This window comes from Pseudomonas sp. TE9122, from assembly GCF_056278925.1.
Window position 1 is genome coordinate 189548 of the sequence record NZ_JBWBQI010000001.1, and the last position, 23334, is coordinate 212881.

Consider the following 23334-nt stretch of genomic DNA (forward strand, 5'->3'; position numbering starts at 1 on the left):
TCGGTTTACGACGGCTGGGTCGTGGCCCGGTTCTGCTGATCGCGCTGGGCAACCCAGTGTTCGATCAACTCGCGCAACTGGGAGAGCTCGACCGGTTTGGACATGTGCCCGTCCATGCCGGCCTGCCGGGCGCGCTCCTTGTGTTCGGCGAGGATGTGCGCGGTGAGGGCTACAACCGGTGTGCGGATGCGCTGATTGCTGACTTCCCAGGCGCGCAGTTGCTGAGTGGCGGAGAAGCCATCAAGGATCGGCATTTCGCAGTCCATCAGCACCAGGTCGTAACGCTGGGCCTTCATCGCTTGCAGCGCTTCTTCACCATTGCTCGCGGTGTCCGGTTGCAGGTTGAGCTTGCCGAGCATGCCACGGATCACTTTGGTCGAAATGGTGTTGTCTTCGGCGACAAGGATGCGGAAGTCGCTGGGCACTTTGGCCGCTGTGGCCGCCGTAACGACCTGCGGCTGGAACGCGACCTGGCCCTTGTTGCGTTGATTGAGCTCGTCAGCCAGCGTGGTCTTGAGCGTATAGCCGGCCACCGGTTTGGCCAGTATTCGTTTGATCCCCGAATTGCGCGCAATGATCTTGCTCGGCGCGTTGCTGATGCCGGTGAGCATGATCAGCAGAATGTCGTGGTTCAGGCTCGGGTCTTCCTTGATCTTCGCTGCCAGTTGCATGCCGGTCATGCCGGGCATGTTCTGGTCGAGCAGGACCACGTCGAAGTAATCGCGCAGATGCGCCTTGGTGCGCAGCAGCGCCAGCGCCTCCTTGCCCGACGGCACGGCGCTGACATTCAGGCCCCAGGCGCTGCACTGCTGCACCAGTACCTTGCGGCAGGTGTCGTTATCGTCGACCACCAGCACCCGCGCGCCCTGCAGCGGGCTGTCGAGGTCGGAGGTCGGATGTTCGAGGCGATCCGGGTCCAGTGGCAAGGTCAGCCACAAAGTGCTGCCCTGGGTGGCGCCGCTCTTGATGCCGAACTCGCCTTGCATCAGGCGGATCAGTTGGCGCGCGATCACCAGGCCGAGATTGCCGCCCAGGCGATTGGCCGAGAGGAAGTGCTTGCTGTGCAATTCGGCGTGCAACAGTGCTTCGCGCTCTTCCGGCTCCATCGGCACGCCGCTGTCCTGCACGGCAATGCGCAGGCGCGGCTTGCTGCTGCGCTCATCCAGTGCAACGACGATCAGCACTTCGCCTTCTTCGGTTTTCTTCAGGGCATTTTCCAGCAGGCTCAGCAAGGTCTGGCGCAGGCGCGTCGGATCGCCGCTGATTACCCGTGGCACTTGCGGCTGGATGAAGCTGATCAGCTCGACGTTCTGTTGCTCGGCCTTGGCCCGGTAGATGCTCAGGCAATCATCGATCAGGGCGTTGAGGTCGAACTGCACGTCATCGAGTTCGATCTGCCCGGATTCGAGCTTGGAGATGTCGAGGATCTCGTTGATCAGCGTCAGCAGTTCGTTGCCGGCGCTGTGGATGGTTTGCACGTAATCGCGTTGCTTGACCGACAGCGGCGTGCCCAGCAGCAGCTCGGTCATGCCCAGTACGCCGTTCATCGGTGTGCGGATTTCGTGGCTGATCTTGGCGAGGAATTCGGCTTTGGCGTTGATTTCGGCGTTGCTTGCCGCCAGGTCGCGGCTGATGCTGAAACGACTTTCAGTGATGCTGCGCTGTCGCTCGCCCAAGGCGACGCTCATCAGCAGACCGCTGATGCAAATGAACAACATCAACGTCATGATCAGGCCTTGCGGCGTGACCAGGGTCAGCCCCAGTAGCGCCGGCAGGATAACCAGGGTGCCGATGTTGAACACGATCATGGCGGCGACGAACAGACGCGCCGGGCGATAGCCCTTCTGCCAGTGATAGAAACCCACCAGCAACATGCTCAGACCGGCCAATGCGACCAATGCGTAGGTGATGATGTTCAGCGGCAAGGTGTTGACGAACAGCAGCAACAGGCTGCACGTGACGATCAACAGAATGTCGCCCCACAGCAGTTTGTTCAGCGGATGCTGGCCCAGTGGTGCAAAGAAGCGCAGGGCGTACATCAATCCGGCTGGAGCCGTCAGCAGCAATGCCAGATAAGCGCCCGGCGTCTGAATGGCTTGCCAGTTCGGCAACCACGGACCGGCGAGATTGAGCAACAGGAACAGACTCAGTCCGAGCAGGCCTTCACAGATCGCCAGCCACAGACTGCTGCGCGAGCGCGAGTAGGCGTAGCGCACCAGGTTGTGCAGCAGGAGCATGGCGAGGCAGCCGAACAGCAGGCCGAAAATCAGCGTCTGCTTCTGATCGGCTGCGCCCTCGATTGCCGCTTGCAGGGTGATGTGCGGGCGTAGCTGATGGCCGGAGACCATGCGTACGTAGACGTCCAGCGGCTTGTCGGCCTGGGGCAGCGGCAGCATGAAATCGCTGCTTGGCAAAGGATGTTCGGCCTGCGGCCGTTCGTTGCCGGTATTGCGTTGCTCGATCAGCCGGTCGCCGTCGAGCACGTAGAGATTGAGTTGGGACAGGTCGGGGGCAAAGATGCGCAGCACTTGTTCGTGCTTGCCCGGCGCCAGTTTGAAGCGCAGCCACAGGGCGCCCTCGGGTTCGGCCGCGGTCAGACGGTCAAGCTCGATGGGGCTGAATTGATTGGTGTAGCGAGCGGAGCGGATGTCGCTCAGTTGCAGGATGCCCTGATCGTCAAGCAATACCGACCAGCCACTGCCTTGCGCGGCCTGGGCCGGGAGCATGCAGAGCAAGGTCATCAGCGTGACGGTGAAGCTTATGGCAATCCTGAGCCAGCGCACGGCGAAATCCCTTCGTAGGTTGATGCCAGAATATAACGATGCGCGACGACCGAACAGCCCGGCGAGGAATGGCATCCCGCGCCGGGCCTGATGGATCGCTTACTCCTGGGTTTCGCCGCGTTCACGGGCAATGGCGCGGTAGCCGATGTCCTTGCGGTAGAAGCAGCCTTCCCAGTCGATGGCAGCGGCCAGTTTGTAGGCCTGCTGCTGAGCTTCACCCACGGTGGCGCCCATGGCAGTGGCACACAGTACACGACCACCGGCAGTAACGACCTGACCGTCCTTCAACGCGGTGCCGGCGTGGAAGACTTTGCCTTCCAGAGCTGCCGCCGCGTCCAGACCGTTGATCGCTGCGCCTTTGGCGTAGTCGCCCGGGTAGCCGCCAGCAGCCAGAACGATGCCAACGCTCGGACGCGGATCCCACTGTGCTTCAATTTTGTCCAGTGCCTGCGCCAATGCGGCTTCAACCAGCAGCACCAGGCTCGATTGCAGACGCAGCATCACCGGTTGGGTTTCCGGATCGCCGAAGCGGCAGTTGAACTCGATAACCTTCGGATTGCCGGCCTTGTCGATCATCAGACCGGCATAGAGGAAGCCAGTGTAGACGTTGCCTTCCTCGGCCATGCCGCGCACGGTCGGCCAGATCACCTGATCCATCACGCGCTGGTGCACGTCGGCGGTGACCACCGGGGCAGGGGAATAAGCACCCATGCCGCCGGTGTTCGGGCCGCTGTCGCCGTCGCCGACGCGTTTGTGATCCTGGCTGGTGGCCATCGGCAGCACGTTCTTGCCGTCGACCATGACGATGAACGAAGCTTCTTCGCCGTCGAGGAATTCTTCGATCACCACGCGTGAACCGGCGTCGCCAAACGAGTTGCCAGCGAGCATGTCACGCACGGCGTCTTCGGCTTCGGCCAGGGTCATGGCGACGATCACGCCTTTGCCGGCAGCCAGGCCATCGGCCTTGATCACGATCGGCGCGCCTTTCTCACGCAGATAAGCCAGGGCCGGCTCGATCTCGGTGAAGTTCTGGTAATCGGCGGTCGGAATCTTGTGGCGGGCGAGGAAATCCTTGGTGAAGGCTTTCGAACCTTCCAGTTGCGCAGCACCGGCAGTCGGACCGAAGCAGTCCAGGCCACGAGAGCGGAACAGATCGACCACGCCAGCCACCAGCGGCACTTCCGGGCCGACGATGGTCAGGGAAACGTTCTTTTCCGCGAAATCGGCCAGTTGCTCCAGCGCCAACACGTCGATGGCGACGTTTTCACATTTGGCTTCAATGGCGGTGCCAGCGTTGCCCGGTGCAACGAAAACCTTCTGCACACGCGGATCCTGAGCCACTTTCCAGGCCAGAGCGTGTTCACGGCCACCGCTGCCAATGATCAAAACATTCATTTCAAAAACCTCAAAAATCTGTCAGGCGCTGCTGGAGCGCTTTATGTGGGAGCGAGCCTGCTCGCGAAAGCGGTGTGTCAGTCAACGTCAACGTCGCTGGCAGATTGCATTCGCGAGCAGGCTCGCTCCCACATTTGAATCGGTGTATCAGTGACGGAAGTGGCGCATGCCGGTGAATACCATTGCGATACCGGCTTCGTCGGCAGCGGCAATCACTTCAGCATCACGCATCGAACCGCCCGGCTGGATCACCGCAGTGATGCCGACCTTGGCCGCATTGTCCAGACCGTCGCGGAACGGGAAAAACGCGTCGGACGCCATGACCGAACCGGCCACCTGCAAACCGGCGTGCTCAGCCTTGATCGCGGCGATGCGTGCCGAGTTGACGCGGCTCATCTGGCCGGCGCCGACACCGATGGTCTGGCGGTTCTTGGCGTAGACGATGGCGTTGGATTTGACGTATTTGGCGACTTTCCAAGCGAAGATCAGATCGTGGATTTCCTGTTCGGTCGGCGCGCGCTTGGTCACCACTTTCAGGTCATCGGTGCTGATCATGCCGATATCACGGCTCTGCACCAGCAGGCCACCGTTGACGCGCTTGTAATCCCAGGCAGCGGCGCGCTCAGCCGACCACTCGCCGCAGGCCAGCAGGCGTACGTTGGCTTTGGCCGCGACGATGGCGCGGGCTTCTTCGCTGACCGATGGGGCGATGATCACTTCAACGAACTGGCGCTCGACGATCGCTTTGGCGGTCTCGGCATCCAGTTCACGGTTGAAGGCGATGATGCCGCCGAACGCCGACTCGGTGTCGGTGGCGTAGGCCAGTTCGTAAGCCTGACGAATGCCGCCCTCAGCGTCCGGGCTGACCGCCACGCCGCACGGGTTGGCGTGCTTGACGATCACGCAGGCTGGCTTGACGAAACTCTTCACGCATTCCAGCGCAGCGTCGGTGTCGGCGACGTTGTTGTACGACAGTTCTTTGCCTTGCAGCTGGGTCGCGGTGGCGATGCCGACTTCGGCAGGCCTGGCTTCCACGTAGAACGCCGCGCTCTGGTGCGGGTTCTCGCCGTAGCGCATTTCCTGAGCCTTGATGAACTGGCTGTTGAACGTGCGCGGGAATTCGCTGCGACCTTCAGTGCTCAGGGTTTCAGCGGCCTGGTTCACGGTGCCCATGTAGTTGGCGATCATGCCGTCGTAGGCGGCGGTGTGTTCGAAGGCCTTGAGCATCAGGTCGAAACGCTGAGCGTAGGTCAGGCCGCCGGCCTTGAGATTTTCCAGAACGTTGGCGTAATCGCTGGCATTCACCACGATGGCCACGTCTTTGTGGTTTTTCGCTGCCGAACGGACCATGGTCGGGCCGCCGATATCGATGTTCTCGATGGCGGTCGGCAGGTCGCAGCCTGGCTTGTTGATGGTTGCTTCGAACGGGTACAGGTTGACCGCTACCAGATCGATCGGCTTGATGCCGTGCTCGTTCATGATCGCATCGTCAGTACCGCGACGACCGAGGATGCCGCCGTGGATTTTCGGGTGCAGGGTTTTCACCCGACCGTCCATCATCTCGGCGAAACCGGTGTAATCCGCGACTTCCACTGCGGCAACGCCGTTGTCACGCAGCAGCTTGAACGTTCCGCCGGTGGAGAGGATCTCGACGCCCAGAGCTTCGAGCTCCTTGGCGAATTCGAGGATCCCGGTCTTGTCGGAAACGCTGATCAAGGCGCGGCGAATCGGCAGGCGGGTAGTCTGGTCGGTCATCTCAATTTCCATCAAAAGCAAAGGAAGTCAGCAAAAAAGGCGACCGTTTTTTACGCGGGCGCCTTTCTGGTTTGATTGAATGCTTACAGCAGATCGTACTGCTTGAGTTTCTTGCGCAGCGTGCCGCGGTTCAGTCCCAGCAGCTCACTGGCCTTGGTCTGGTTGCCCTTGACGTAGTTCATCACGCTTTCGAGCAGGGGCGCCTCGACTTCGGACAGCACCAGGTTGTACACATCCGTGACGGACGCGCCCTCAAGGTGGGCGAAATAATTGTGCAGCGCCTTCTCGACACTCCCGCGAAGGGTCTGGCCTTCTTCGCTCGGCGTGTTGAGGTGCTGTTTCAAATTCACGTTGTCGCTCACGGGTGTTGTTCCACTCACTAAAGTCTCGGTCATCATCGTCATGCGGCCACCCCTTCTTCGTCCCCTGTCAGGCTCTTGTAACGCTCGGCGAAGAACTCCCGAACGTCGGCGCATTGTGTTTCCGTACCATCCAAACGATTGAAACGGGCGCGAAACTCCCTGGCGCCCGGCAAGGTTGCGAGATACCAGCCCACATGCTTGCGGGCAATGCGCACGCCCATCACGTCACCATAAAAGGCGTGAAGGGCAGCCAGATGCTCCAGCAGGATGCGTTCCACTTCGCTCAGTTCCGGCGCCGGCAATTTCTCGCCGGTACGCAGGAAATGATCGATCTCGCGAAAAATCCATGGCCGCCCTTGAGCGGCCCGGCCTATCAGCAGGCCATCGGCACCGGTCGCATCAAGCACGTATCGGGCCTTTTCCGGCGAATCGATATCGCCGTTGGCAAACACCGGGATCGACACGGCCTGCTTGATCGCGGCAATCGTGTCGTACTCGGCTTCCCCTGTGTACAGATCGGCGCGGGTGCGGCCATGCACGGCCAGCGCTGTGATCCCGGCCTGTTCGGCGATCTTCGCCACGTTCAGACCGTTCTTGTTTTCGCGATCCCAGCCGGTGCGGATCTTCAGGGTGACCGGCACATCAACCGCGGCCACTACGGCCTGCAGGATCTCGGTCACCAGTGCTTCGTCTTTCAGCAACGCGGAGCCGGCGGCCTTGTTGCAGACCTTTTTGGCCGGACAGCCCATGTTGATATCGATAATCTGTGCGCCCAGTTCGACGTTGGCCCGTGCCGCATCGGCCAGCATCTGCGCGTCGCCACCGGCGATCTGCACCGAGCGCGGCTCGGGATCGCCTTCGTGGATCATGCGCATGCGCGACTTGCGGGTATTCCACAGGCTCATGTCACTGGTGACCATTTCCGAGACTACAAGCCCTGCGCCCAGACGCTTGCACAGCTGACGAAAAGGCTGGTCGGTGACGCCCGCCATCGGGGCGAGAATCAAACCGTTCTGCAATGTATATGGGCCGATGCGTACCGCCGACATAGGACTTCCCTGAAGTGGGGCCGGATCATGAGAGTTCGAAAAAGGGTGGGCATGATACCCGCTCTCGATGACTGGTTAAAGGCTGAATTGAACAAAATCTGAACAGTTATTCTGTTATCGCCAACGGTTTGGTTGGCCGCGATCCAGTCAGAAAAATGCCGTCAATCGAGAAACGCTGAAGCGGTTCACTCCGGTGAGTGGAAGTTCAGGCTGTAATTCACCGCTTTCGGCCCCGGATCGAGAATATCCAGGGCGATGTGGATCGGCGTCTGCGGCGGCATTTCCGCGAGGCCTTCGAGATCGCCGCTCAGATACTCGCCGGGTTTGAAGCGACGACTGGCGATCAGATGACCGTTGAGGTCGGCGAAGCGCAGTTCGAGCAAAGGGAACGGCTGGGAAAACGTCGCCCGGTTGTAAATGATCGCGTCGACCACCAGCGCCCCGCTGAAATCGGGATGGCTGCGCACCACCAGATTGCTGCTCTTGATTTTGCCGATATCGACTTTCGACGGCACGGTGCAGCCGATCTGCGGGCAGATCTGCTGGAACCACGGTCGGTATTGATCCTGCCGCGCCAGTTCCTCGAAGTGATAGGCGATGTACTGGGCGGCAAGGCCGCCGGCCGCCAACACCACCAGCACCAGCCAGAGCAGGCGCCGGCCCCAGGGCGAGCGGCGCTGCTGCCAGTCCAGTTGCAGCGGGTCGTCGGTCAGATCCTGCAGGACCTCGGCGCGCACCCCGGGCTCGGCCCGTTCGCGTTTTTTGCGCGGCGAAGTGATCAATGGCAGATCGTCGTCATCGTTGTCGTCGCTAGCCGACAGTCGTTCGCGGCGGGCGTTGGGGTCGATCGGGTCATGCAGGCGCAATTGCGGAATCGGCGGCTCGTCATCCAGATCCACCGGCTCCAGCGACAGCGAAGGTTCGGTGCGCTCGGGTTCGAGGGTTTCGATGCCGTCGATATCCGGCTCGATATCCGGCGCTACGCTGCGCTCATCCGCAGGCTCGCTGAACAGGCTGTCGGGCCATGTGCCTTCGTCCGGCTCCGGGCTGTCGCGTCGGGCGCTCAAGGATTCTTCGCGGGTACGGCCGAATTCGGCGGCCGGCTGGATTTCGCGCTGTTCGAGGCGGGCGAGTTCTTCGTCCAGATCGAGGCTGTCCAGATCCAGTTCCGACGCGCTCCATTGCTTCTGGCTGATGGCGCGCGGTGCGGGGATCTGTTCGACGACCGCAGAATCGCTGACAGGCGCGGGCGCTTCAGGCAGCGCTGGTGCGAGCGGCGTCACCGTGTGCTTGCCGGAATGTTGCTCGAGCAGCTGCTTGGCGGCATTGAACACTTGCAGGCAGGAGCCGCAACGAACCACCCCGCGCGCCACGCTCAATTGAGCATGGTTGACGCGGAAACTGGTCTGGCAATGCGGGCATTGGGTGACGAAACTGTCGGTCATGCGGCGATCCGGTTCAGGCAAGCGGTCATTTTAGCGCCGACGCCCGGTGATGCGCACCCAGCCGTCGCGATTGGCGATCGGGTCGAGCTCGAAGTCCTGCGCATAAGCTGCCGCTACTTCTTCGCCCTGCTCGGCGAGAATGCCCGACAGCGCCAGGCGCCCGCCGCTCTTGACCAGACCGGACAGTTGCGGCGCCAGCGACACCAGCGGGCCGGCGAGAATGTTGGCGACCAGCACGTCGGCCTGAACTTGCGGCAGATCCTCGGGCAGGTACAGCGGGAACAGCTCATCGGCAATATTGTTGCGCCCAGCGTTGTCGCGCGAGGCTTCCAGTGCCTGTACGTCGATGTCGGTGCCCACAGCTTGTTTGGCGCCGAGCAGCAGGGCGGCAATCGCCAGAATCCCCGAGCCACAGCCGAAGTCGAGCACGTGGCAGCCTTTCAGATCCTGACCGTCGAGCCATTCCAGGCACAGTGCGGTGGTCGGGTGGGTGCCGGTGCCGAACGCCAGGCCCGGGTCCAGCAGCAGGTTGACCGCGCCAGGCTCGGGCGCGGCGTGCCAGCTCGGCACGATCCACAGGCGCTGGCCGAAACGCATCGGCTCGAAACCGTCCATCCAGCTGCGTTCCCAGTCCTGATCTTCGATCACTTCGCTGTGATGTTCGGGCAACGGGCTGCCGGTCAGCAATTCCAGATGGGCCAGCACCGGTTCCGGTTCGGTACCGCCTTCGAACAGCGCCAGCAAGTGGGTGTGCGACCACAGCGGCGTGGTGTTGAGTTCCGGTTCGAAGATCGGCTGGTCTTCGGCGTCCATGAAAGTCACCGACACGGCGCCGACTTCGAGGAATGCGTCCTCGTAGGTTTCGGCTTGTTCCGGGGTGATGGCGAGACGGACTTGCAGCCAAGGCATGGCGGGCACCTTTGAAAATCTGTGGGGCAGCCCGAAGCTGCAAAAGCGCGCAGTTTACGCCAGGTCGCCGGCAAAGTGGACACACCGCTTGGCTGTTACACATTCGCGGCCGCGATATACATATGTATGGCCTGAGCACTTTTGTCGGCAAATAGAGTGAGCGCTCATCTCTACGCAACAAAAGGCTGGACGACATGGCGGATCAACAAGGGACTGTAGAAGAAAAACCACCGATAGCCGCTGCGTCTACGGGGTCGGTGCAGGAGATCCTCCTGCGCATCACGCGCTGGCAGGTGATGATCGACAAGCGCTTGAACAGCCAGATGACGTTGCTCGAGGCGCTGGAGCATTTCGCTTTGACTGAACTGCGCAGGCATTACCCGGACGGCCATTTCGCCCCGGGCTTTGTGGTTGCGCTGCTTGACGCCATTCTGCAAAAGCTTATCGACGGCCGGCCAGTCATGTTCCTGGCGCTCCAGGACGCGCCATTTCGCTGGCCTGGGGGCGCTGACCCCGGTTTACCGTCCAGCCGTCATGAGCATGTGATCCGGACGGTGGATAGCGTTTCGCTGCACTTCCTCGACCAGTACAAAAAATACCTGCGAGAACATTGGGCGACAAAAGGGCAGGAAGCGTTGTTTGATCGCCTGATCAAGCGCAAGCTGCGGCGCTATATCAAGGACATCGAGTTGCTGTTGCGCCGTGACCAACTGGCGGGCCTGACACTGGATCAATTGCGCAGCAAAATCGACCGGGTTCACGCCCGCAGCACGCGTCGGTACCGGTTGACTGCCCTGGCAACCGGCGCAGAGAAAAAGATTCTCGAGGCGCATTCCTTCGCGCAACTGCCGTCATGGATCAAAGCGCTGAAGGAGCCGGATCGCGCCCTGTTGCGCGATTATCAGGAGCAGACGTCACTGGCGCAGGCAGCTCTCGATGACCTGCTGCAGGGCCACGGCTCGTTGCGCGACTTTGCCCGCCAGCAGGCCATCGAATACATTCAGCTCAAGCTCGACATGGCGGTTGAACCAGACCGGATCGACGTGCGGCTCAGATGGCGCTCGGCGGTCGGTGAGCCGACCCACAATCGCAGCCTCAGTGACCTGCTGGCATGCGGGCCGATCGGTCAGGACTTCGCAGCGGTATTGGAGATCACCAGTCCTGCGCCATTGCGCAACCAGTCACTCAAGCCGGCATTCATTGCCGACATGCTGGCGGAACAGGATTATCCGGCGGACTACCTGCGCGCCCTCGCCGAGCAGTACCAGCGCACCGACGTGCAAAAGGCACTCATCGACTGGTTCACCGTACGGCTCAGGCAGAGCGCATTCGTCGCGCGCTGCGCAGCTCATCTGGCGGATTCCGACCATGAGCGTCTGGAGCAGATGTGGTCTGGGCAAGCGGCAATGAAACCGTTGCAAGTGGCCGCATTGACGCTGCCCAACGGCATGCAATGCGCCGATCTTCTGGTGTTCTACCAGGCAGAGACTGAGCAAGCGGTGAATAACCTGGTGCTGTACGCGCCCAACAAACCGGACGGTCAGGAGTGGGTCCGGTTGCCTTCGATTGCGGCGTTGACCGGCGAAGTATGGAGCTGGACGCAGAGCGAATCCGGTCGCGAGTATCTGTTGCAGCAGCTTTCGCCGACGGCACATCACCCGGCACGTGATTATCTTGTGGCTGCGGCGGCCAGTCCTGCTCTCTGGGGCATGCAGAGTGACCTTCGACGAACGCCCTTGCCGTTCGACGAGTGCGTCGAAGCCGCTGCAAAAATGGCCCTGGCAAACAACCTGCAGCGGGTCGAGCAGGACAACTCGCTGCGCTGGTACACGACGCTCGCGCTCGAGGCTCGCCGGCGCATCAGCAGTCTGAATCAGGAACTGATCGTTCATCAGCAGGTGTTCAACGAGCTGCTGGGCGGTTTCGAGGTTTTTGTCGATTTCGCCAGGCGCTCGGTTGCCGCAGCGATCACGCCCTATATGCGCAGCAAGAACGTGCTGGAACCGGTCGATCCGGCCACCGTGTTGATCGATTACAACCCCGGTGTCGCCGACCGCAGGAAGCAGCAGGTTGCCACGCTGCTCGACCTGGCCATTCACGGCTACGATGACAACTCCGGCATCGACCATCCGAAAAAAGGCGTGCGATCGTCGGTTGGCCAGGATCTGAGCCAGGTGCGCAGCGCCGATCTGGCGCTGTATCTGCGCCGGGCGTGGCTGGGTGAAAAATACGCCAGCGAGATCCGTGGCAAATATCTCGATCCGCGTGATGCTGCCTACGAACCGCGTCGCTTTGCCTACCGCAACGTGCTGCTGTCAAAGATGGACCGGGATTTACGCGTTGCCAGAAGTCAGGCGCGATTGAGCGACGCGGTGTATTCGGCGCTGGTCCGTCAGGTTTCTCTGTTGAGCCAGGTGCCAGCACCGGGTACGCATTTTCCGGGCGCCAGCATGGTTGAAAGTGACGGCGTGTTCAGGTTCACCGTGCGCCATCACGTCGTGCTCGGGGTGTATGTGCTGACCTCGTTCGACCCCGAGCCGTCCTGGTGGCTGTACACGCCTGATGCCCCCGACGGCATTGTGGTACGTGCATATCAGTCACTGTTCGGCGACATCGCCGGCGCTTTGCATGACTACTTGATGGCGCGTACGCCGGTTGCTGCGCGCAGCATCGTGTCGCGCACCCTGTATGCGATTGCGGCAAAAAAACAACGCGTCGATACGCTGCACGAAGCGCAGCGCCTGATTGACGCGCGCATCGAGTTCAATGCGTACATCGAGCGCGCGGTCACGGATGTGCAGGACATCACCACCAGCCGCGCGCAAATGATCGAACGCCAAGTGGTCAAGGGGCTGATGTTTGCAGCCGCACCGTTTTGCATGGTGTTCCCTCCGTTTGCCTTGCTGCTCGATGTCGTGTTCATTGCCGTCAGCGCTGGTCAGGCGGTCGCGGCGCATCTGGAGGGCGACATCGATGGCGCTCTCGGCCACTGGCTGGAGGCGTCGTGGGGGGCGCTGTTTGCCATGGTCGGCGCAGGCAGTGCGATCAAGTGGCTGGGCGGTGCGGCCAGAAGTCTGAAGCACACCATGAGGCCTGTCTCGTTGTTGTCAGAGCGTCTGAATACCGTGGCTCCGCTACGCAGGGACGCGCTGCCGGCGATCCGGGAAGTACGCTTTCATGCCAGGCAGGCCGTCAGCAAGACGCCCGAACATTTGCAAAGGGTGAGCGAAGAAGGCGTCTTTTTCGGCACCTGGCGCAGCCCGTCCAGCGCTGCACAGCCGCAACCGGCCTATTACATTCGCAACAGAGGCAAGTACTTTCTGGTCAGGGAAAATCCGCATTTCGGTGGCCTGAGCCTGGTCGATGCCCGTCGCCCGAGCGCCATCTATCAGCAACCGATTCAGCTTGCTCCGGGGGGCAAGTGGACACATGCCAGGGTCGGACTCACAGGAGGCAACGTGCGCAACCTTGGGCGCGTGAATAATTTGAATGATGCTTTTCCTGGAGGTGTCGAGCCCGTGCTGAACCGCGGCGCGCTGCAGGGCGAAGCCGTAGTGGCGGCTTTCCGTCCCGGATCGCAGGATAACTACCTGTTTTCGTTGAATGCGCAGAGTTGCGTCATCGCCTCGCTGTATAACCCGACGACGAGAGTGGGGGCGGTCATTCATTTCGATCACAATATTCGCCCGCTGATCGAGCGAAGTGTCACGCAGGTGCTGGAGCGTCTGGGGGGAACACCACAAAACATTCGCGCCACGCTGGTGGGTGGCGACTGGCTGTCGGCGGGCGCCGACATCGGCGGTCCGGTCAGGCGCGTGTTGTGCGAACAGGGCCTGCAGCCGACATGGGATTACTGGTCATACTCGTCGTGCCTGGGCAACAGCTATGGCGTGGTGCTGAATCTGAACAATGGAGTCTCGAGAGTGTTCAAGCATTCCTCTGGTCAGATTGGCAGGCTGTACAACCCGCTTATCGCCAGATCGAGCTATGCCACGGACGGGCTCTCGATACGTGCCCGAAACTTTACGAGGCGGTTCACCCGCAGACCGTTACATGAAAACGCAGCAGGAGCGGTGGTCGATGAGGCTGGCCTGGGGGCATCTGCCACAATGGTCGAGCAGCAGGCCTTCTCCACAGTGATGGTCTGATGGGTTTGTTGCAGGCATAAAAAAACCCGATCCGCAGGGATCGGGTTTTTCATGCCGCTTCAGCCTTACGACTGTTTGGCCAGCTTGTGCTCGAGGTAGTGAATGTTCACACCGCCCTTGCAGAAGCCTTCGTCACGAACCAGATCACGGTGCAGCGGGATGTTGGTCTTGATCCCGTCGACCACGATTTCGTCCAGGGCATTGCGCATGCGTGCCATGGCTTCGTCGCGGGTTGCGCCGTAAGTGATCAGCTTGCCGATCAGCGAGTCGTAGTTCGGTGGCACGGCATAACCGCTGTACAGGTGCGAATCGACGCGAACGCCGTTGCCGCCTGGGGCGTGGAAATGCTTGACCGTGCCCGGGCTCGGCATGAAGGTCTTCGGATCTTCAGCGTTGATCCGGCACTCCAGCGAGTGACCGCGGATGACCACGTCATCCTGAGTGAACGACAGCTTGTTGCCAGCGGCGATGCTGAGCATCTCCTTGACGATGTCGATACCGGTGACCATCTCCGAAACCGGGTGCTCCACCTGAACACGGGTGTTCATTTCGATGAAGTAGAAACGGCCGTTCTCGTAGAGGAACTCGAAAGTACCGGCGCCACGGTAGCCGATGTCGATGCACGCCTTGACGCAGCGAGCCAATACTTCCTGGCGCGCTTTCTCGTCGATGCCCGGTGCCGGTGCTTCTTCGAGAACCTTCTGGTGCCGACGCTGCAGCGAGCAGTCGCGGTCGCCCAGGTGGATGGCGTGGCCCTGGCCGTCGGACAGAACCTGCACTTCGACGTGGCGTGGGTTGGTGAGGAATTTTTCCAGATAGACCATCGGGTTGCCGAACGCCGCGCCTGCTTCGGAGCGGGTCAGTTTTGCCGAGGCGATCAGGTCTTCTTCCTTGTGCACCACGCGCATGCCGCGACCACCACCGCCACCGGCGGCCTTGATGATCACCGGGTAGCCGACTTCACGACCGATGCGCAGCGCCGTTTCTTCGTCTTCCGGCAGCGGGCCGTCAGAGCCAGGAACGGTCGGTACGCCGGCTTCGATCATCGCGTGCTTGGCCGATACCTTGTCGCCCATCAGGCGGATGGTGTCGGCTTTCGGGCCGATGAAGGCGAAGCCGGAGTTCTCGACCTGCTCGGCAAAATCGGCGTTTTCCGCGAGGAAACCGTAGCCTGGGTGAATGGCGGTAGCGCCGGTCACTTCAGCGGCAGCGATGATGGCCGGAATGTGCAGGTAAGACTGAGCGGCGGACGCCGGGCCGATGCAGACGGATTCGTCTGCCAGACCCAGGTGCATCAGCTCTTTGTCGGCCTTGGAGTAAACGGCGACGGTCTTGATGCCCATCTCTTTGCAGGCACGCAGAATCCGCAGGGCGATCTCACCGCGGTTAGCGATCAGAACTTTTTCCAACTTCGCAGTCATCAAAGGCTCTCCGCGGTTCAAACGATGGTGAACAGCGGTTGGTCGTACTCAACCGGCTGGCCGTCTTCGACGAGGATGGATTCGATCACACCGCTGGTTTCAGCTTCGATGTGGTTCATCATCTTCATGGCTTCGACGATGCACAGGGTGTCGCCTTTCTTCACGGTCTGGCCGACTTCAACGAAGGCAGGCGAGGTTGGCGAAGATTTGCGGTAGAAGGTGCCGACCATCGGCGAACGGGCCACGGTGCCGTTCAGCGCGGGTGCAGCAGCGGCAGCCGGAGCAGCGGCAGCGACTGGCGCGGCAGCAGGGGCAGCGGCCGGAGCCTGCATCGGGGCTGGCGCGTAGTACTGCTGCGCCGGGGTCTTGCTGTGGCGGCTGATGCGTACGGACTCTTCGCCTTCCTTGATCTCGAGCTCGTCGATGCCGGACTCTTCCAGCAATTCGATCAGTTTCTTAACTTTACGGATATCCATGAATCATCAACTCCCAAGGGTCGGTCAGGGGCGTATAGCTTGGTGTTCAAGCTGCTCTAGTGCGGCCTCCAGGGCCAGTCGGTAACCGCTGGCGCCAAGGCCGCAGATCACTCCTACCGCTACATCGGAGAAGTAGGAGTGATGGCGGAAAGGTTCGCGCTTGTGCACGTTGGACAAATGCACTTCGATGAATGGGATGCTCACTCCCAGCAGCGCGTCACGTAATGCGACACTTGTGTGCGTAAAAGCCGCCGGATTGATCAGAATGAAGTCCACGCCTTCACCGCGTGCAGCGTGGATGCGATCGATCAATTCGTACTCGGCGTTGCTTTGCAGGTGCAGCAGATGATGGCCGGCTTCACGGGCGCGCCGCTCCAGATCCTGATTGATCTGCGCCAGGGTCGTCGACCCGTAGGTCCCCGGTTCCCGGGTGCCGAGCAGGTTCAGGTTGGGGCCGTGCAGCACCAGTAGCGTCGCCATCTGCGTTGTCCTTGTTATCAATGAGCAGTCGTCAGAACCCGGCGACTATGCCGCAAAGCCTTTGTGACTGTCCAGTTCCATGCAATAGGCGGCACGATGGGCGATGTTTGCGCGAAATTTGTGACCGAGTGAGCTGATCCGGTCATTCGTGGTGTCGGCAAGAGCCTGCTCGCGAAGGTGGTACGTCAGACGCGGAAGGCCTGAACGGCCGTATGCAGTTGGCCGCCGAGAACCAACAGATTCTCGCCCTGTTCGCGCCCTTGGCCGATGCGCAGCAGGTTATCCCCACCCAATTGATGAATGCGCTCGCTGTGATCGCGGATTTCGCTGACCGCGCCACTTTGCTGCGCGGTGACATCGGCGATGCGCACGGCGGTGTCGGCGATGGTCTGGATCGCGCCAACGATTTTGTCCAGTGCACCGTCCGCCGCTTGCGCCTGACTGGCCGTGGCTTCGGCGTGTTCGACCTGCGCGCGCATGCCTTCGACCGATTGTCGCGCGGCGGTCTGCAGGCCGGCGATCAGCGTCTGGATTTCCGCCGTGGCCCCGGCGGTGCGTTGTGCCAGCGAGCGCACTTCCTCGGCGACCACGGCAAAACCACGGCCCATCTCCCCGGCGCGGGCCGCCTCGATCGCGGCGTTCAGGGCGAGCAGATTGGTCTGATCCGCAATCGAACGAATCACCGTCAGCACGCCGCCAATGGTTGCTGATTCTTCTGCCAGATGTTCGATCATCTGCGCATTGCCTTGAACCTCACCGACCAGCGCATGCAGTCCGGTCAGGCTCTGGCCGATTACAGCCTGCCCATGCTCGACGGCCAGTCCGGCATGACGACTGGCGTCGGCAGCCTGACGGGCATCGCCGGCCACTTGCTGAATCGTCGCCTCGAGTTCCCCTAGCGAGTCGCGAATCAGCGCGGTATCGCCGGCCTGATGCTCGGCGCCGCTGTGCAGGTCATTGCTCAGTTCGGCGAGGGTGCGGCTGCTGCCCGCGACCTGCTCGGCGTTGCCGCGAATGGTGCCGACCAGATCCACCAGATAGGCGCGCAAGCGGTTGAGCGACGCTTCGATGTCATGCAATTCGCGATTGGTCTTGCCCAGTTGGATGTCGCGACTGAAATCGCCCTCGGCCCACGTCGACAGCGCCGGGGCGAGGTTGGTCAGAGTGCGGGCCAGGCGCCGCTGCAAGGTATCGATGAGCAGGGCGATCAACAGAATCAGGCCGATCATCACGCCTTGCATCAGCCGCACTTCGCCCTGGATCTGCCCATGTTGCGCGCGTACCACCGGTTCGAGGCCGGCGATGGCGTGTTGCACGCTGGCGATTTTATCGTGGGTCGCGGCGCTGAGCTCGGCGCGTTTCTGGATCTGCTCGCGGGTGCGCGCCAGTTCCGCCGGATAGCGGCCGAGCAAGCTGTTCAGTTCGCGTTTGAGGCCGACACCGGCATCTTCGGCGGCGGCTTTATCAGTGGTTTCGATGCCCATCAGCGCGGCGAAATCGTCACTGCTCGATTCGTTGCTGGCGACCACACCGAGCAAGGGCAGGGCATCGATGGCCTCGGCCTGAGCGCGCATGTTGCTCACTTCGCGCTCGACATCGGCAGCCAGTTCACTGCGCCCGCTGCTCACCAGTTTGTCCCGCGCCAGCGACAGTCTGCCCACATGCTGCGACGCGGCAAGCAGTGGCGCGAGGTAGGCGGCGTTGCCATTGGCGTAAGTATTGAGCTGGTCGAGGCTGGCGCTGAGTTCGCGTTCGGCCTGCAACAGCAGCGCCTGCGGATCGCCAGCCAGTTTGCCGGCGGCGAGCAGGTCGGTTTTGCTGAATTCATCGAGGCTCGACAGGCTTGGCCGTACCGTGTCGGCCAGCGCCGGGGGCAAGTCACCCAGTTGCTTTTGCACGCTGTCGATAGCCTGGGCGGCACTGCTCAGGCGCAGCGCGTCACCGCTGGCCAGATAATCCTCGACGTTGCGCGCCACTTCATTCTGAAATTGTTGCGACAGCCCCAGGTAACGCTCCATCAACAGATAGGGGCGTTCGAGGGCTTTTTGCGACCACCACAGCGTGGCGCCAAGGGCCACGCAGACGGCGACCAGCAGCAGAGTGTTGAGATTGGTGAGCAACTTCAGGCGCATGACGGCTACCAACGGCAGGAATGGTAAGCGCCTGAATTTATTGCGGTTCTATTACAAGGTTATGACCGAATCAGTGGATTCCGATGAAAAAGTGGCACTTTGCTTTGACTGGCGCGCGGTCTGCACCCGATTGCGTCCTGCACCCTTGGCGCGATACAGCGCCTCATCGGCCTGGCTGGCCATCATCAGGCTGTCGGAGTCATCGCACATTTCTACTACGCCGGCGCTGAACGTGCACCAGAGGTCCTGCGGCTGCGCCGGGTAATGAATCTCGGCGAAGCGCTGGCGAATCTCGTCGAGGACTTTGTGCGCCGCGTCGATATCGGTGTCGGGCATGACGATGGCGAACTCTTCGCCGCCGTATCGGCCAATGAAATCGGTCTTGCGCAACCGCTGCTTGAGAAACAGCGCGAGGCTCTTGATCACCCGGTCGCCCATCGGGTGGCCGTGGCTGTCGTTGACCCGCTTGAAGTGATCGATGTCGAGCATGGCAAAGCTCAGCGGTTTGTTTTCGCGGCGCGCGCGGAACGAGCAGTCTTCGAGCAATTGCAGGATGTGCGTGTGGTTGTACAGGCCGGTGAGGCTGTCGCGAACCATCCGTGCTTTCAGATTGCGTGCCCGCGCGGCGCGGTTGCGCACAGTGGTGATCAGGTGTCGCGGTTTGATCGGCTTGGTCAGGAAGTCATCGCCGCCCTCGCTCATGGCGTCGAGCTGCTTGTCCAGATCGTCCTCGGCCGACAGGTAAATGATCGGCACGCTGACATAGCGGTCGTTGTGACGAATGACCTTCGCCAGCTCGGTGCCGGTGCAGGCCGGCATGTACATGTCGAGGATGATCAGGTCCGGCTGGAAATCCGCCAGCTCGGCCATTGCCTGAATCGGTTCGATCAGGGTGCGGGTGACAATCCCGGCACTGTTGAGCAGACGCTCGGTGTGCAGGGCCTGGGCGCGCGAGTCGTCGATGATCAGCACTTTATAAGGCTCGTACTGGGCGACGCAGGTCAGCACTTCGATTTTTTCCAGCAGGCTCGATGCTTCGAGCGTGCCGGTGAGGAATTCTTGGCCACCGGCGCGCACGGCGGCTAGGCGGGTCGGGGTGTCGGTTTCGTGCAGGCTGAAGAACAGCAGCGGCAGGGGTTCTTCGAGGCCGACCTGAGCTTCGGCGGCGAGTTTCAGGCCGATGCCGGGGCCACTGAAATCCACGTCCATGACAATCGCCGCGGGCAAGCGCTCGACCATCGACGAACGAAACGCGGCCACGCTGTCCAGTGCCTGCGCGCTCAAGCCGAAAAATTCCAGTTGCTTGGCCAGGCGTTCAGCGCGGTCGTGATCCTGCAACATCACGTAGATCGGCTTGCGCAGCGGCGGCAGGAACGTCTGGTCGAGCTGATCGCCATGGCGCAGGCCAGTGCGCGACAGGCGCTGCATCAAACGATTGAGATCGGTGATCAGGCCGCTGCTGAGGCGTCCACGATTGGCATCCACCGCTTGCAGCGACTGGCTGATGTGATGCGCCAACTGAGTGTGTTCCGGCTGTTCAAAGCGCTCGGCAAAACGCAGCAGACGCAGATTCGCCTCGCTCAGTTCGGCAAGATCGACGGTGGACCACTCACTGCGTTGCAGGCGCTGCCATATCTCAAGAATCTGACGTGCCTGATGAATTACCCGCTGGGCAAAGTGGTGCTTGAGACGCTCACGGCTGGGGTCTTCTGGCTCGGTCATATCCTGACTACTAGTTAGGGTGCATGCTGAGATCGACTGGTGGCTCTATGCTAGCACCTCTTTTCCCTTAGACGAGTGTCGTACGTCAATAATCTGCTGGACGACACGATTCAGTTTCTGACCGGGTGGTTTTGTTTTTACCTCTGATTTCGACCAAGTGCCCGCATGCTGGGATTTTGCGAGCAATCCGGCCAGCGCTGTCGACATTTCACCGGTCTTGATAGGCGGCGTCTGACAGCGCTTTCTGATTTTTCTTCTACGCGCTTTCACCGGCCCGGTTGGCTGTTACGGTTCAGGGATTCCCCTAGCTGCCGTCCATCCGCCATGAGCCAATGTTTCACCGAACTCGCCAGTGATGCCCAGCGCCTCAATCACAACATCAGGCCCATCGATGACTGCGCTTGCGACGAAGAGCTGTTGTACGGCGAGCGGGTGCAGGTGACAGAGGTGCCAGTGCTGACCTGCCAATGCCTCTGGCGGCGCTATCAGCGCGCCGCCGAGGCAATTGTCGCCCCGAACGGCGTGCTGATTGCCGATCCGGTCGCGCGCAACCGAGCGATCAACGCGGCTTATGCCCGGTTGTGGTTGCACGACTCACGTTTTCAATGGGCGGGCCTGGCGGCATTTGCCTCCAAGCAGGTCGGCTGTGGCTTGCTGCATGCGGCACAGAGTATCGAACGCATCCGCGAGGAATACGAAGCGCGGCAGCGGCTGCGAGACAGCCGACGCGAATCCGGATTGCTCACGCCGGAAAAAATGCCGGGACAGGCCGAAGACCTGCGTGAATATCAACAGGCTCAGGCGCGTAATCCGCTGTCTGTCATGGATGCCCGGGTGCCAGGTGAAGAGCTGTCGGTGGCCGAGCAACAGTTCCGGCATGTCTACAAAATGATGGCGATGGGCAATACCACGCTGTTTCTGGATGTTTATCCGTTGCATCAGTTTTATGCGGTGCGGGGATTGGCGGAGTTGAAGAAATGTCTTCGCGACCGGGAGAAGATTCAAGGGCATGCGAAGTGGCCGGTGCTTTGGCCGGTCGGGCAAGACACCCTCAGGTTCGGGGATGCATACCCCGAGATAGAGGTGGCCTTTGAAGCAATAGAGGCTGGGAAAATCGCCGAAAGCGTGAAGCATTTGGCGTGGCACGAGCAGCAAAATATTCTCCAGCCGACCATTTACGAAAACAGCCACCTGGTTGCGCTTTTGCGCGGCAATCATTTTTCTTACGTCACCAACTTCCCTTCCGGCGTCGCTCAGGCCATCGAGCTGACGCTGACCAGCCAATGCCAGGGTGTCGATGATGGCCGGACCATTGATTTTGATAGCAACCCGCTGGCGGATTTGTCCGATATCGACCAGCGAATGAAGTTTGTGCTGCGGGCGGCAAGTCGTTTTGATCTGTTGCTCAACGACAGCAACAGAGAATTGTTGGCGCAGTCAATTCGCGAGATTGCGGTGCGGGAGGAGGGCTGATGAGCTTGCGCCTTGGGCAAATCGGCCTACGTCGGTGGGTGTGGATGGTGATTTGTTCCGCAGCTGCACTGGCCGCTTTACGGCAACTGATGCAGCCGCTATGGAATGATCCAGTCATTACCTTGAGGATCGGCGAAACCTACGAGTACATGGAGGCACATTCAACCGCTCCGTTCAGTGTATGGGATCGCGGCAGCAAGACTGTTTCCGGTGGCATTCCGAAGACGGATGCACGTCTGCGCTTCGTTGATCCGCAGTACGGGTTCGAGACGCCGCTGGCTCGGTTTTTCACCGTGACGTTCGTCAATAATCTGACCGTGAGCATCCGCATGTCTCCGCAAATCGAACCTCTGCTGATTGAGGACGCCATGAAGGTTGTTACCGATCTGCAGAGCCAATGGTGCGCAAAAGGCTGGAAACCGATGGGTACGCAGGGCGACCCGACAATTACGGACACCCCCGATTGGCGCGCATACGTCAGACAAGGAGTGCTTTCTGGGCGGTCATTTTGGCAGGCCGGCGACAAATACCAGGCAATGCTGATTCTAGGACGCTTCAGAGATTCCAGACATCTCGATCAGGAGCGCTACCTCATCACTCTCGCCGTGGCGAAACCCTGGATTCCTTTCGACGAAATCGAAGATCGCCGCATCGAATCCCATCACTTCCTCCCACCCCTACCCGAAAAAGGAGCCATCTCATGCCCATCCCAGCCTTCATGACCATCCACGGCAGCCGCCAGGGCCTGATCACCGCCGGCGCTTTCACTGAAGCCTCGGTGGGCAATACCTACCAGAGCGGGCGTGAAGACAAGATCATGGTGCAGGCCCTCAGCCATGGCATGTACATCCCCAAGGACCAGGGCGCCGGGCGGCGGATGCACAGGCCATTGATCATCACCAAAACCCTCGACAAGGCTTCGCCCTTGCTGAATATGGCGCTGTCCAGCGGCGAGTTGCTGAGCGAATGCCGCGTGGAGTTCTATCGCACTTCGGCCAGCGGCGTGCAGGAGCACTTCTACACGGTGGAACTGGAGGATGCGTTGGTCGTCGGCAGCGAACTATTGATGCCGCACTGTCTCGACAGCGGCACGTCGCACCTTACGCAACTGGAGAAAATCCACTTCAGCTACCGGCGCATCTACTGGCGCCACGAAATCAGCCGGACGATGGGTTCGGACGAGTGGCAAGGCGAGGGACTTCGATGAGGCTGGTCCGTGAACTGAGCCTGACCGACCACGAGCGCCAGCATGTCTGCTGCGTGGAGGAGGCGCTGGCGCACGTCAGCAGTCTGTTGAGCATGCGCCAACCGCTCGAAGGTCTGGATCAACTGCGGGCCGGTTTGATGATCAATCTGGACAGCGAAGTCCTGGCGCAGATCAAACAGGGTGAATGGTGCCTGATCAAAGCCGAAGCCGACTATGGCTACTGGCAGGGCGCCGAAGCGGTGTTCCAACAGGCCGTGCTCGAGCTTATGAACAACCCTCCCGAGCAGCCAACCCGCACCGCGCGAATCTTTCGTCTGGTCGACAGTGTGACCGGTCAGCCGTTGCCCGCGCAGGCCTACATCGCCACGATTGATGGAATACCCAGTCAGCGCCGAACTGACGCCCAAGGCATTGCACATCTGTTTACCGACGACCAAGTGCGGCAGCTTTCGCTGCGCATCTTCAACGTCTGAAAGCTGCGTCTATCCTTTCGTTCGCGACGTCCTTCGCTTGTTTTGCGCCAGTGCCGCGATAGCGGGTGCTAGGCCTTGGCACGTTGTTGTATGGTTGTGGTCGA

Annotated in this window: 17 protein-coding genes; 5 read left to right on the forward strand and 12 right to left on the reverse strand. The window is 60.9% G+C overall.

Annotated elements, in window-relative coordinates; translation table 11 throughout:
- Positions 1-5: 5 nt before the first annotated feature.
- From ACZ9BE_RS00765 to prmA, 7 genes are all read right to left on the reverse strand, one after another.
- Positions 6-2783 carry a hybrid sensor histidine kinase/response regulator gene (locus tag ACZ9BE_RS00765; protein ID WP_150741627.1) on the reverse strand — a complete coding sequence of 926 codons (2778 nt, stop codon included), beginning with the start codon at positions 2781-2783 and terminating at the stop codon, positions 6-8.
- Between the two features lie 99 nt (positions 2784-2882).
- A complete protein-coding gene (gene purD, locus ACZ9BE_RS00770; RefSeq protein ID WP_252887255.1) occupies positions 2883-4178 on the reverse strand; it encodes a phosphoribosylamine--glycine ligase in 1296 nt (431 codons plus the stop codon).
- A 147-nt stretch (positions 4179-4325) separates the two neighbouring features.
- Positions 4326-5933 carry a bifunctional phosphoribosylaminoimidazolecarboxamide formyltransferase/IMP cyclohydrolase gene (gene purH, locus ACZ9BE_RS00775; RefSeq protein WP_252877360.1) on the reverse strand — a complete coding sequence of 536 codons (1608 nt, stop codon included), beginning with the start codon at positions 5931-5933 and terminating at the stop codon, positions 4326-4328.
- Between the two features lie 83 nt (positions 5934-6016).
- Positions 6017-6337 carry a DNA-binding transcriptional regulator Fis gene (fis, locus tag ACZ9BE_RS00780; RefSeq protein WP_002555375.1) on the reverse strand — a complete coding sequence of 107 codons (321 nt, stop codon included), beginning with the start codon at positions 6335-6337 and terminating at the stop codon, positions 6017-6019.
- Entirely contained in the window at positions 6334-7344 is a 1011-nt protein-coding gene (gene dusB / locus ACZ9BE_RS00785; protein WP_016771866.1) for a tRNA dihydrouridine synthase DusB, read from the reverse strand. The genes fis and dusB overlap by 4 nt, the downstream gene beginning before the upstream one ends.
- 185 nt (positions 7345-7529) lie before the next feature.
- Positions 7530-8789, reverse strand: coding sequence for a DUF3426 domain-containing protein (locus tag ACZ9BE_RS00790; protein ID WP_476248807.1), 1260 nt, complete (start codon positions 8787-8789; stop codon positions 7530-7532).
- Positions 8790-8819: 30 nt separating this feature from the next.
- Complete coding sequence (gene prmA, locus ACZ9BE_RS00795) at positions 8820-9698, reverse strand: 50S ribosomal protein L11 methyltransferase (RefSeq protein ID WP_095180914.1); 879 nt, start codon at positions 9696-9698, stop codon at positions 8820-8822.
- Positions 9699-9892: 194 nt separating this feature from the next.
- Between prmA and ACZ9BE_RS00800 the strand changes: the two genes are divergently transcribed.
- On the forward strand, positions 9893-13846 hold the full coding sequence (locus ACZ9BE_RS00800; RefSeq protein ID WP_476248808.1) for a type III effector 1: 3954 nt from the start codon (positions 9893-9895) through the stop codon (positions 13844-13846).
- Between the two features lie 65 nt (positions 13847-13911).
- On the opposite strand, the gene accC is transcribed toward ACZ9BE_RS00800, so the two are convergent.
- From accC to gcbA, 5 genes are all read right to left on the reverse strand, one after another.
- Positions 13912-15267: an acetyl-CoA carboxylase biotin carboxylase subunit gene (gene accC, locus ACZ9BE_RS00805; protein WP_024011424.1), complete on the reverse strand. Its 1356-nt coding sequence runs from the start codon at positions 15265-15267 to the stop codon at positions 13912-13914.
- Between the two features lie 17 nt (positions 15268-15284).
- Positions 15285-15743: an acetyl-CoA carboxylase biotin carboxyl carrier protein gene (accB, locus tag ACZ9BE_RS00810; RefSeq protein ID WP_016771862.1), complete on the reverse strand. Its 459-nt coding sequence runs from the start codon at positions 15741-15743 to the stop codon at positions 15285-15287.
- 24 nt (positions 15744-15767) lie between these two features.
- Complete coding sequence (aroQ, locus tag ACZ9BE_RS00815) at positions 15768-16223, reverse strand: type II 3-dehydroquinate dehydratase (RefSeq protein ID WP_016771861.1); 456 nt, start codon at positions 16221-16223, stop codon at positions 15768-15770.
- A 185-nt stretch (positions 16224-16408) separates the two neighbouring features.
- Positions 16409-18355: a methyl-accepting chemotaxis protein gene (locus ACZ9BE_RS00820; RefSeq protein ID WP_476248809.1), complete on the reverse strand. Its 1947-nt coding sequence runs from the start codon at positions 18353-18355 to the stop codon at positions 16409-16411.
- Between the two features lie 51 nt (positions 18356-18406).
- Entirely contained in the window at positions 18407-20077 is a 1671-nt protein-coding gene (gene gcbA, locus ACZ9BE_RS00825) for a diguanylate cyclase GcbA (RefSeq protein WP_016771860.1), read from the reverse strand.
- Positions 20078-20401: 324 nt separating this feature from the next.
- Between gcbA and ACZ9BE_RS00830 the strand changes: the two genes are divergently transcribed.
- Genes ACZ9BE_RS00830 through ACZ9BE_RS00845 form a run of 4 tightly spaced genes read left to right on the forward strand, consistent with a single transcriptional unit; the run spans position 20402 to position 23230 of the window.
- Positions 20402-21550, forward strand: coding sequence for a DUF2515 family protein (locus ACZ9BE_RS00830; protein WP_476250119.1), 1149 nt, complete (start codon positions 20402-20404; stop codon positions 21548-21550).
- Positions 21550-22272 (forward strand): hypothetical protein, encoded by a 723-nt coding sequence (locus ACZ9BE_RS00835; protein WP_476248810.1) that lies wholly within the window; start codon positions 21550-21552, stop codon positions 22270-22272. Before ACZ9BE_RS00830 ends, ACZ9BE_RS00835 begins: the two co-directional genes overlap by 1 nt.
- A complete protein-coding gene (locus ACZ9BE_RS00840; RefSeq protein ID WP_423664321.1) occupies positions 22251-22757 on the forward strand; it encodes an Hcp family type VI secretion system effector in 507 nt (168 codons plus the stop codon). Before ACZ9BE_RS00835 ends, ACZ9BE_RS00840 begins: the two co-directional genes overlap by 22 nt.
- Positions 22754-23230, forward strand: a complete 477-nt coding sequence (locus tag ACZ9BE_RS00845; protein WP_476248811.1) for a hypothetical protein — start codon at positions 22754-22756, stop codon at positions 23228-23230. The genes ACZ9BE_RS00840 and ACZ9BE_RS00845 overlap by 4 nt, the downstream gene beginning before the upstream one ends.
- Positions 23231-23334: the final 104 nt, after the last annotated feature.

Coding starts and splice junctions, on each gene's coding strand:
- ACZ9BE_RS00845 (WP_476248811.1), top strand. CDS start 22,754: ATGAGGCTGGTCCGTGAACTGAGCCTGACCGACCACGAGCGCCAGCAT.
- ACZ9BE_RS00830 (WP_476250119.1), top strand. CDS start 20,402: ATGAGCCAATGTTTCACCGAACTCGCCAGTGATGCCCAGCGCCTCAAT.
- ACZ9BE_RS00835 (WP_476248810.1), top strand. CDS start 21,550: ATGAGCTTGCGCCTTGGGCAAATCGGCCTACGTCGGTGGGTGTGGATG.
- accC (WP_024011424.1), bottom strand. CDS start 15,267: ATGACTGCGAAGTTGGAAAAAGTTCTGATCGCTAACCGCGGTGAGATC.
- aroQ (WP_016771861.1), bottom strand. CDS start 16,223: ATGGCGACGCTACTGGTGCTGCACGGCCCCAACCTGAACCTGCTCGGC.
- prmA (WP_095180914.1), bottom strand. CDS start 9,698: ATGCCTTGGCTGCAAGTCCGTCTCGCCATCACCCCGGAACAAGCCGAA.
- purD (WP_252887255.1), bottom strand. CDS start 4,178: ATGAATGTTTTGATCATTGGCAGCGGTGGCCGTGAACACGCTCTGGCC.
- ACZ9BE_RS00820 (WP_476248809.1), bottom strand. CDS start 18,355: ATGCGCCTGAAGTTGCTCACCAATCTCAACACTCTGCTGCTGGTCGCC.
- ACZ9BE_RS00800 (WP_476248808.1), top strand. CDS start 9,893: ATGGCGGATCAACAAGGGACTGTAGAAGAAAAACCACCGATAGCCGCT.
- fis (WP_002555375.1), bottom strand. CDS start 6,337: ATGACGATGATGACCGAGACTTTAGTGAGTGGAACAACACCCGTGAGC.
- accB (WP_016771862.1), bottom strand. CDS start 15,743: ATGGATATCCGTAAAGTTAAGAAACTGATCGAATTGCTGGAAGAGTCC.
- purH (WP_252877360.1), bottom strand. CDS start 5,933: ATGACCGACCAGACTACCCGCCTGCCGATTCGCCGCGCCTTGATCAGC.
- dusB (WP_016771866.1), bottom strand. CDS start 7,344: ATGTCGGCGGTACGCATCGGCCCATATACATTGCAGAACGGTTTGATT.
- ACZ9BE_RS00790 (WP_476248807.1), bottom strand. CDS start 8,789: ATGACCGACAGTTTCGTCACCCAATGCCCGCATTGCCAGACCAGTTTC.
- gcbA (WP_016771860.1), bottom strand. CDS start 20,077: ATGACCGAGCCAGAAGACCCCAGCCGTGAGCGTCTCAAGCACCACTTT.
- ACZ9BE_RS00840 (WP_423664321.1), top strand. CDS start 22,251: ATGCCCATCCCAGCCTTCATGACCATCCACGGCAGCCGCCAGGGCCTG.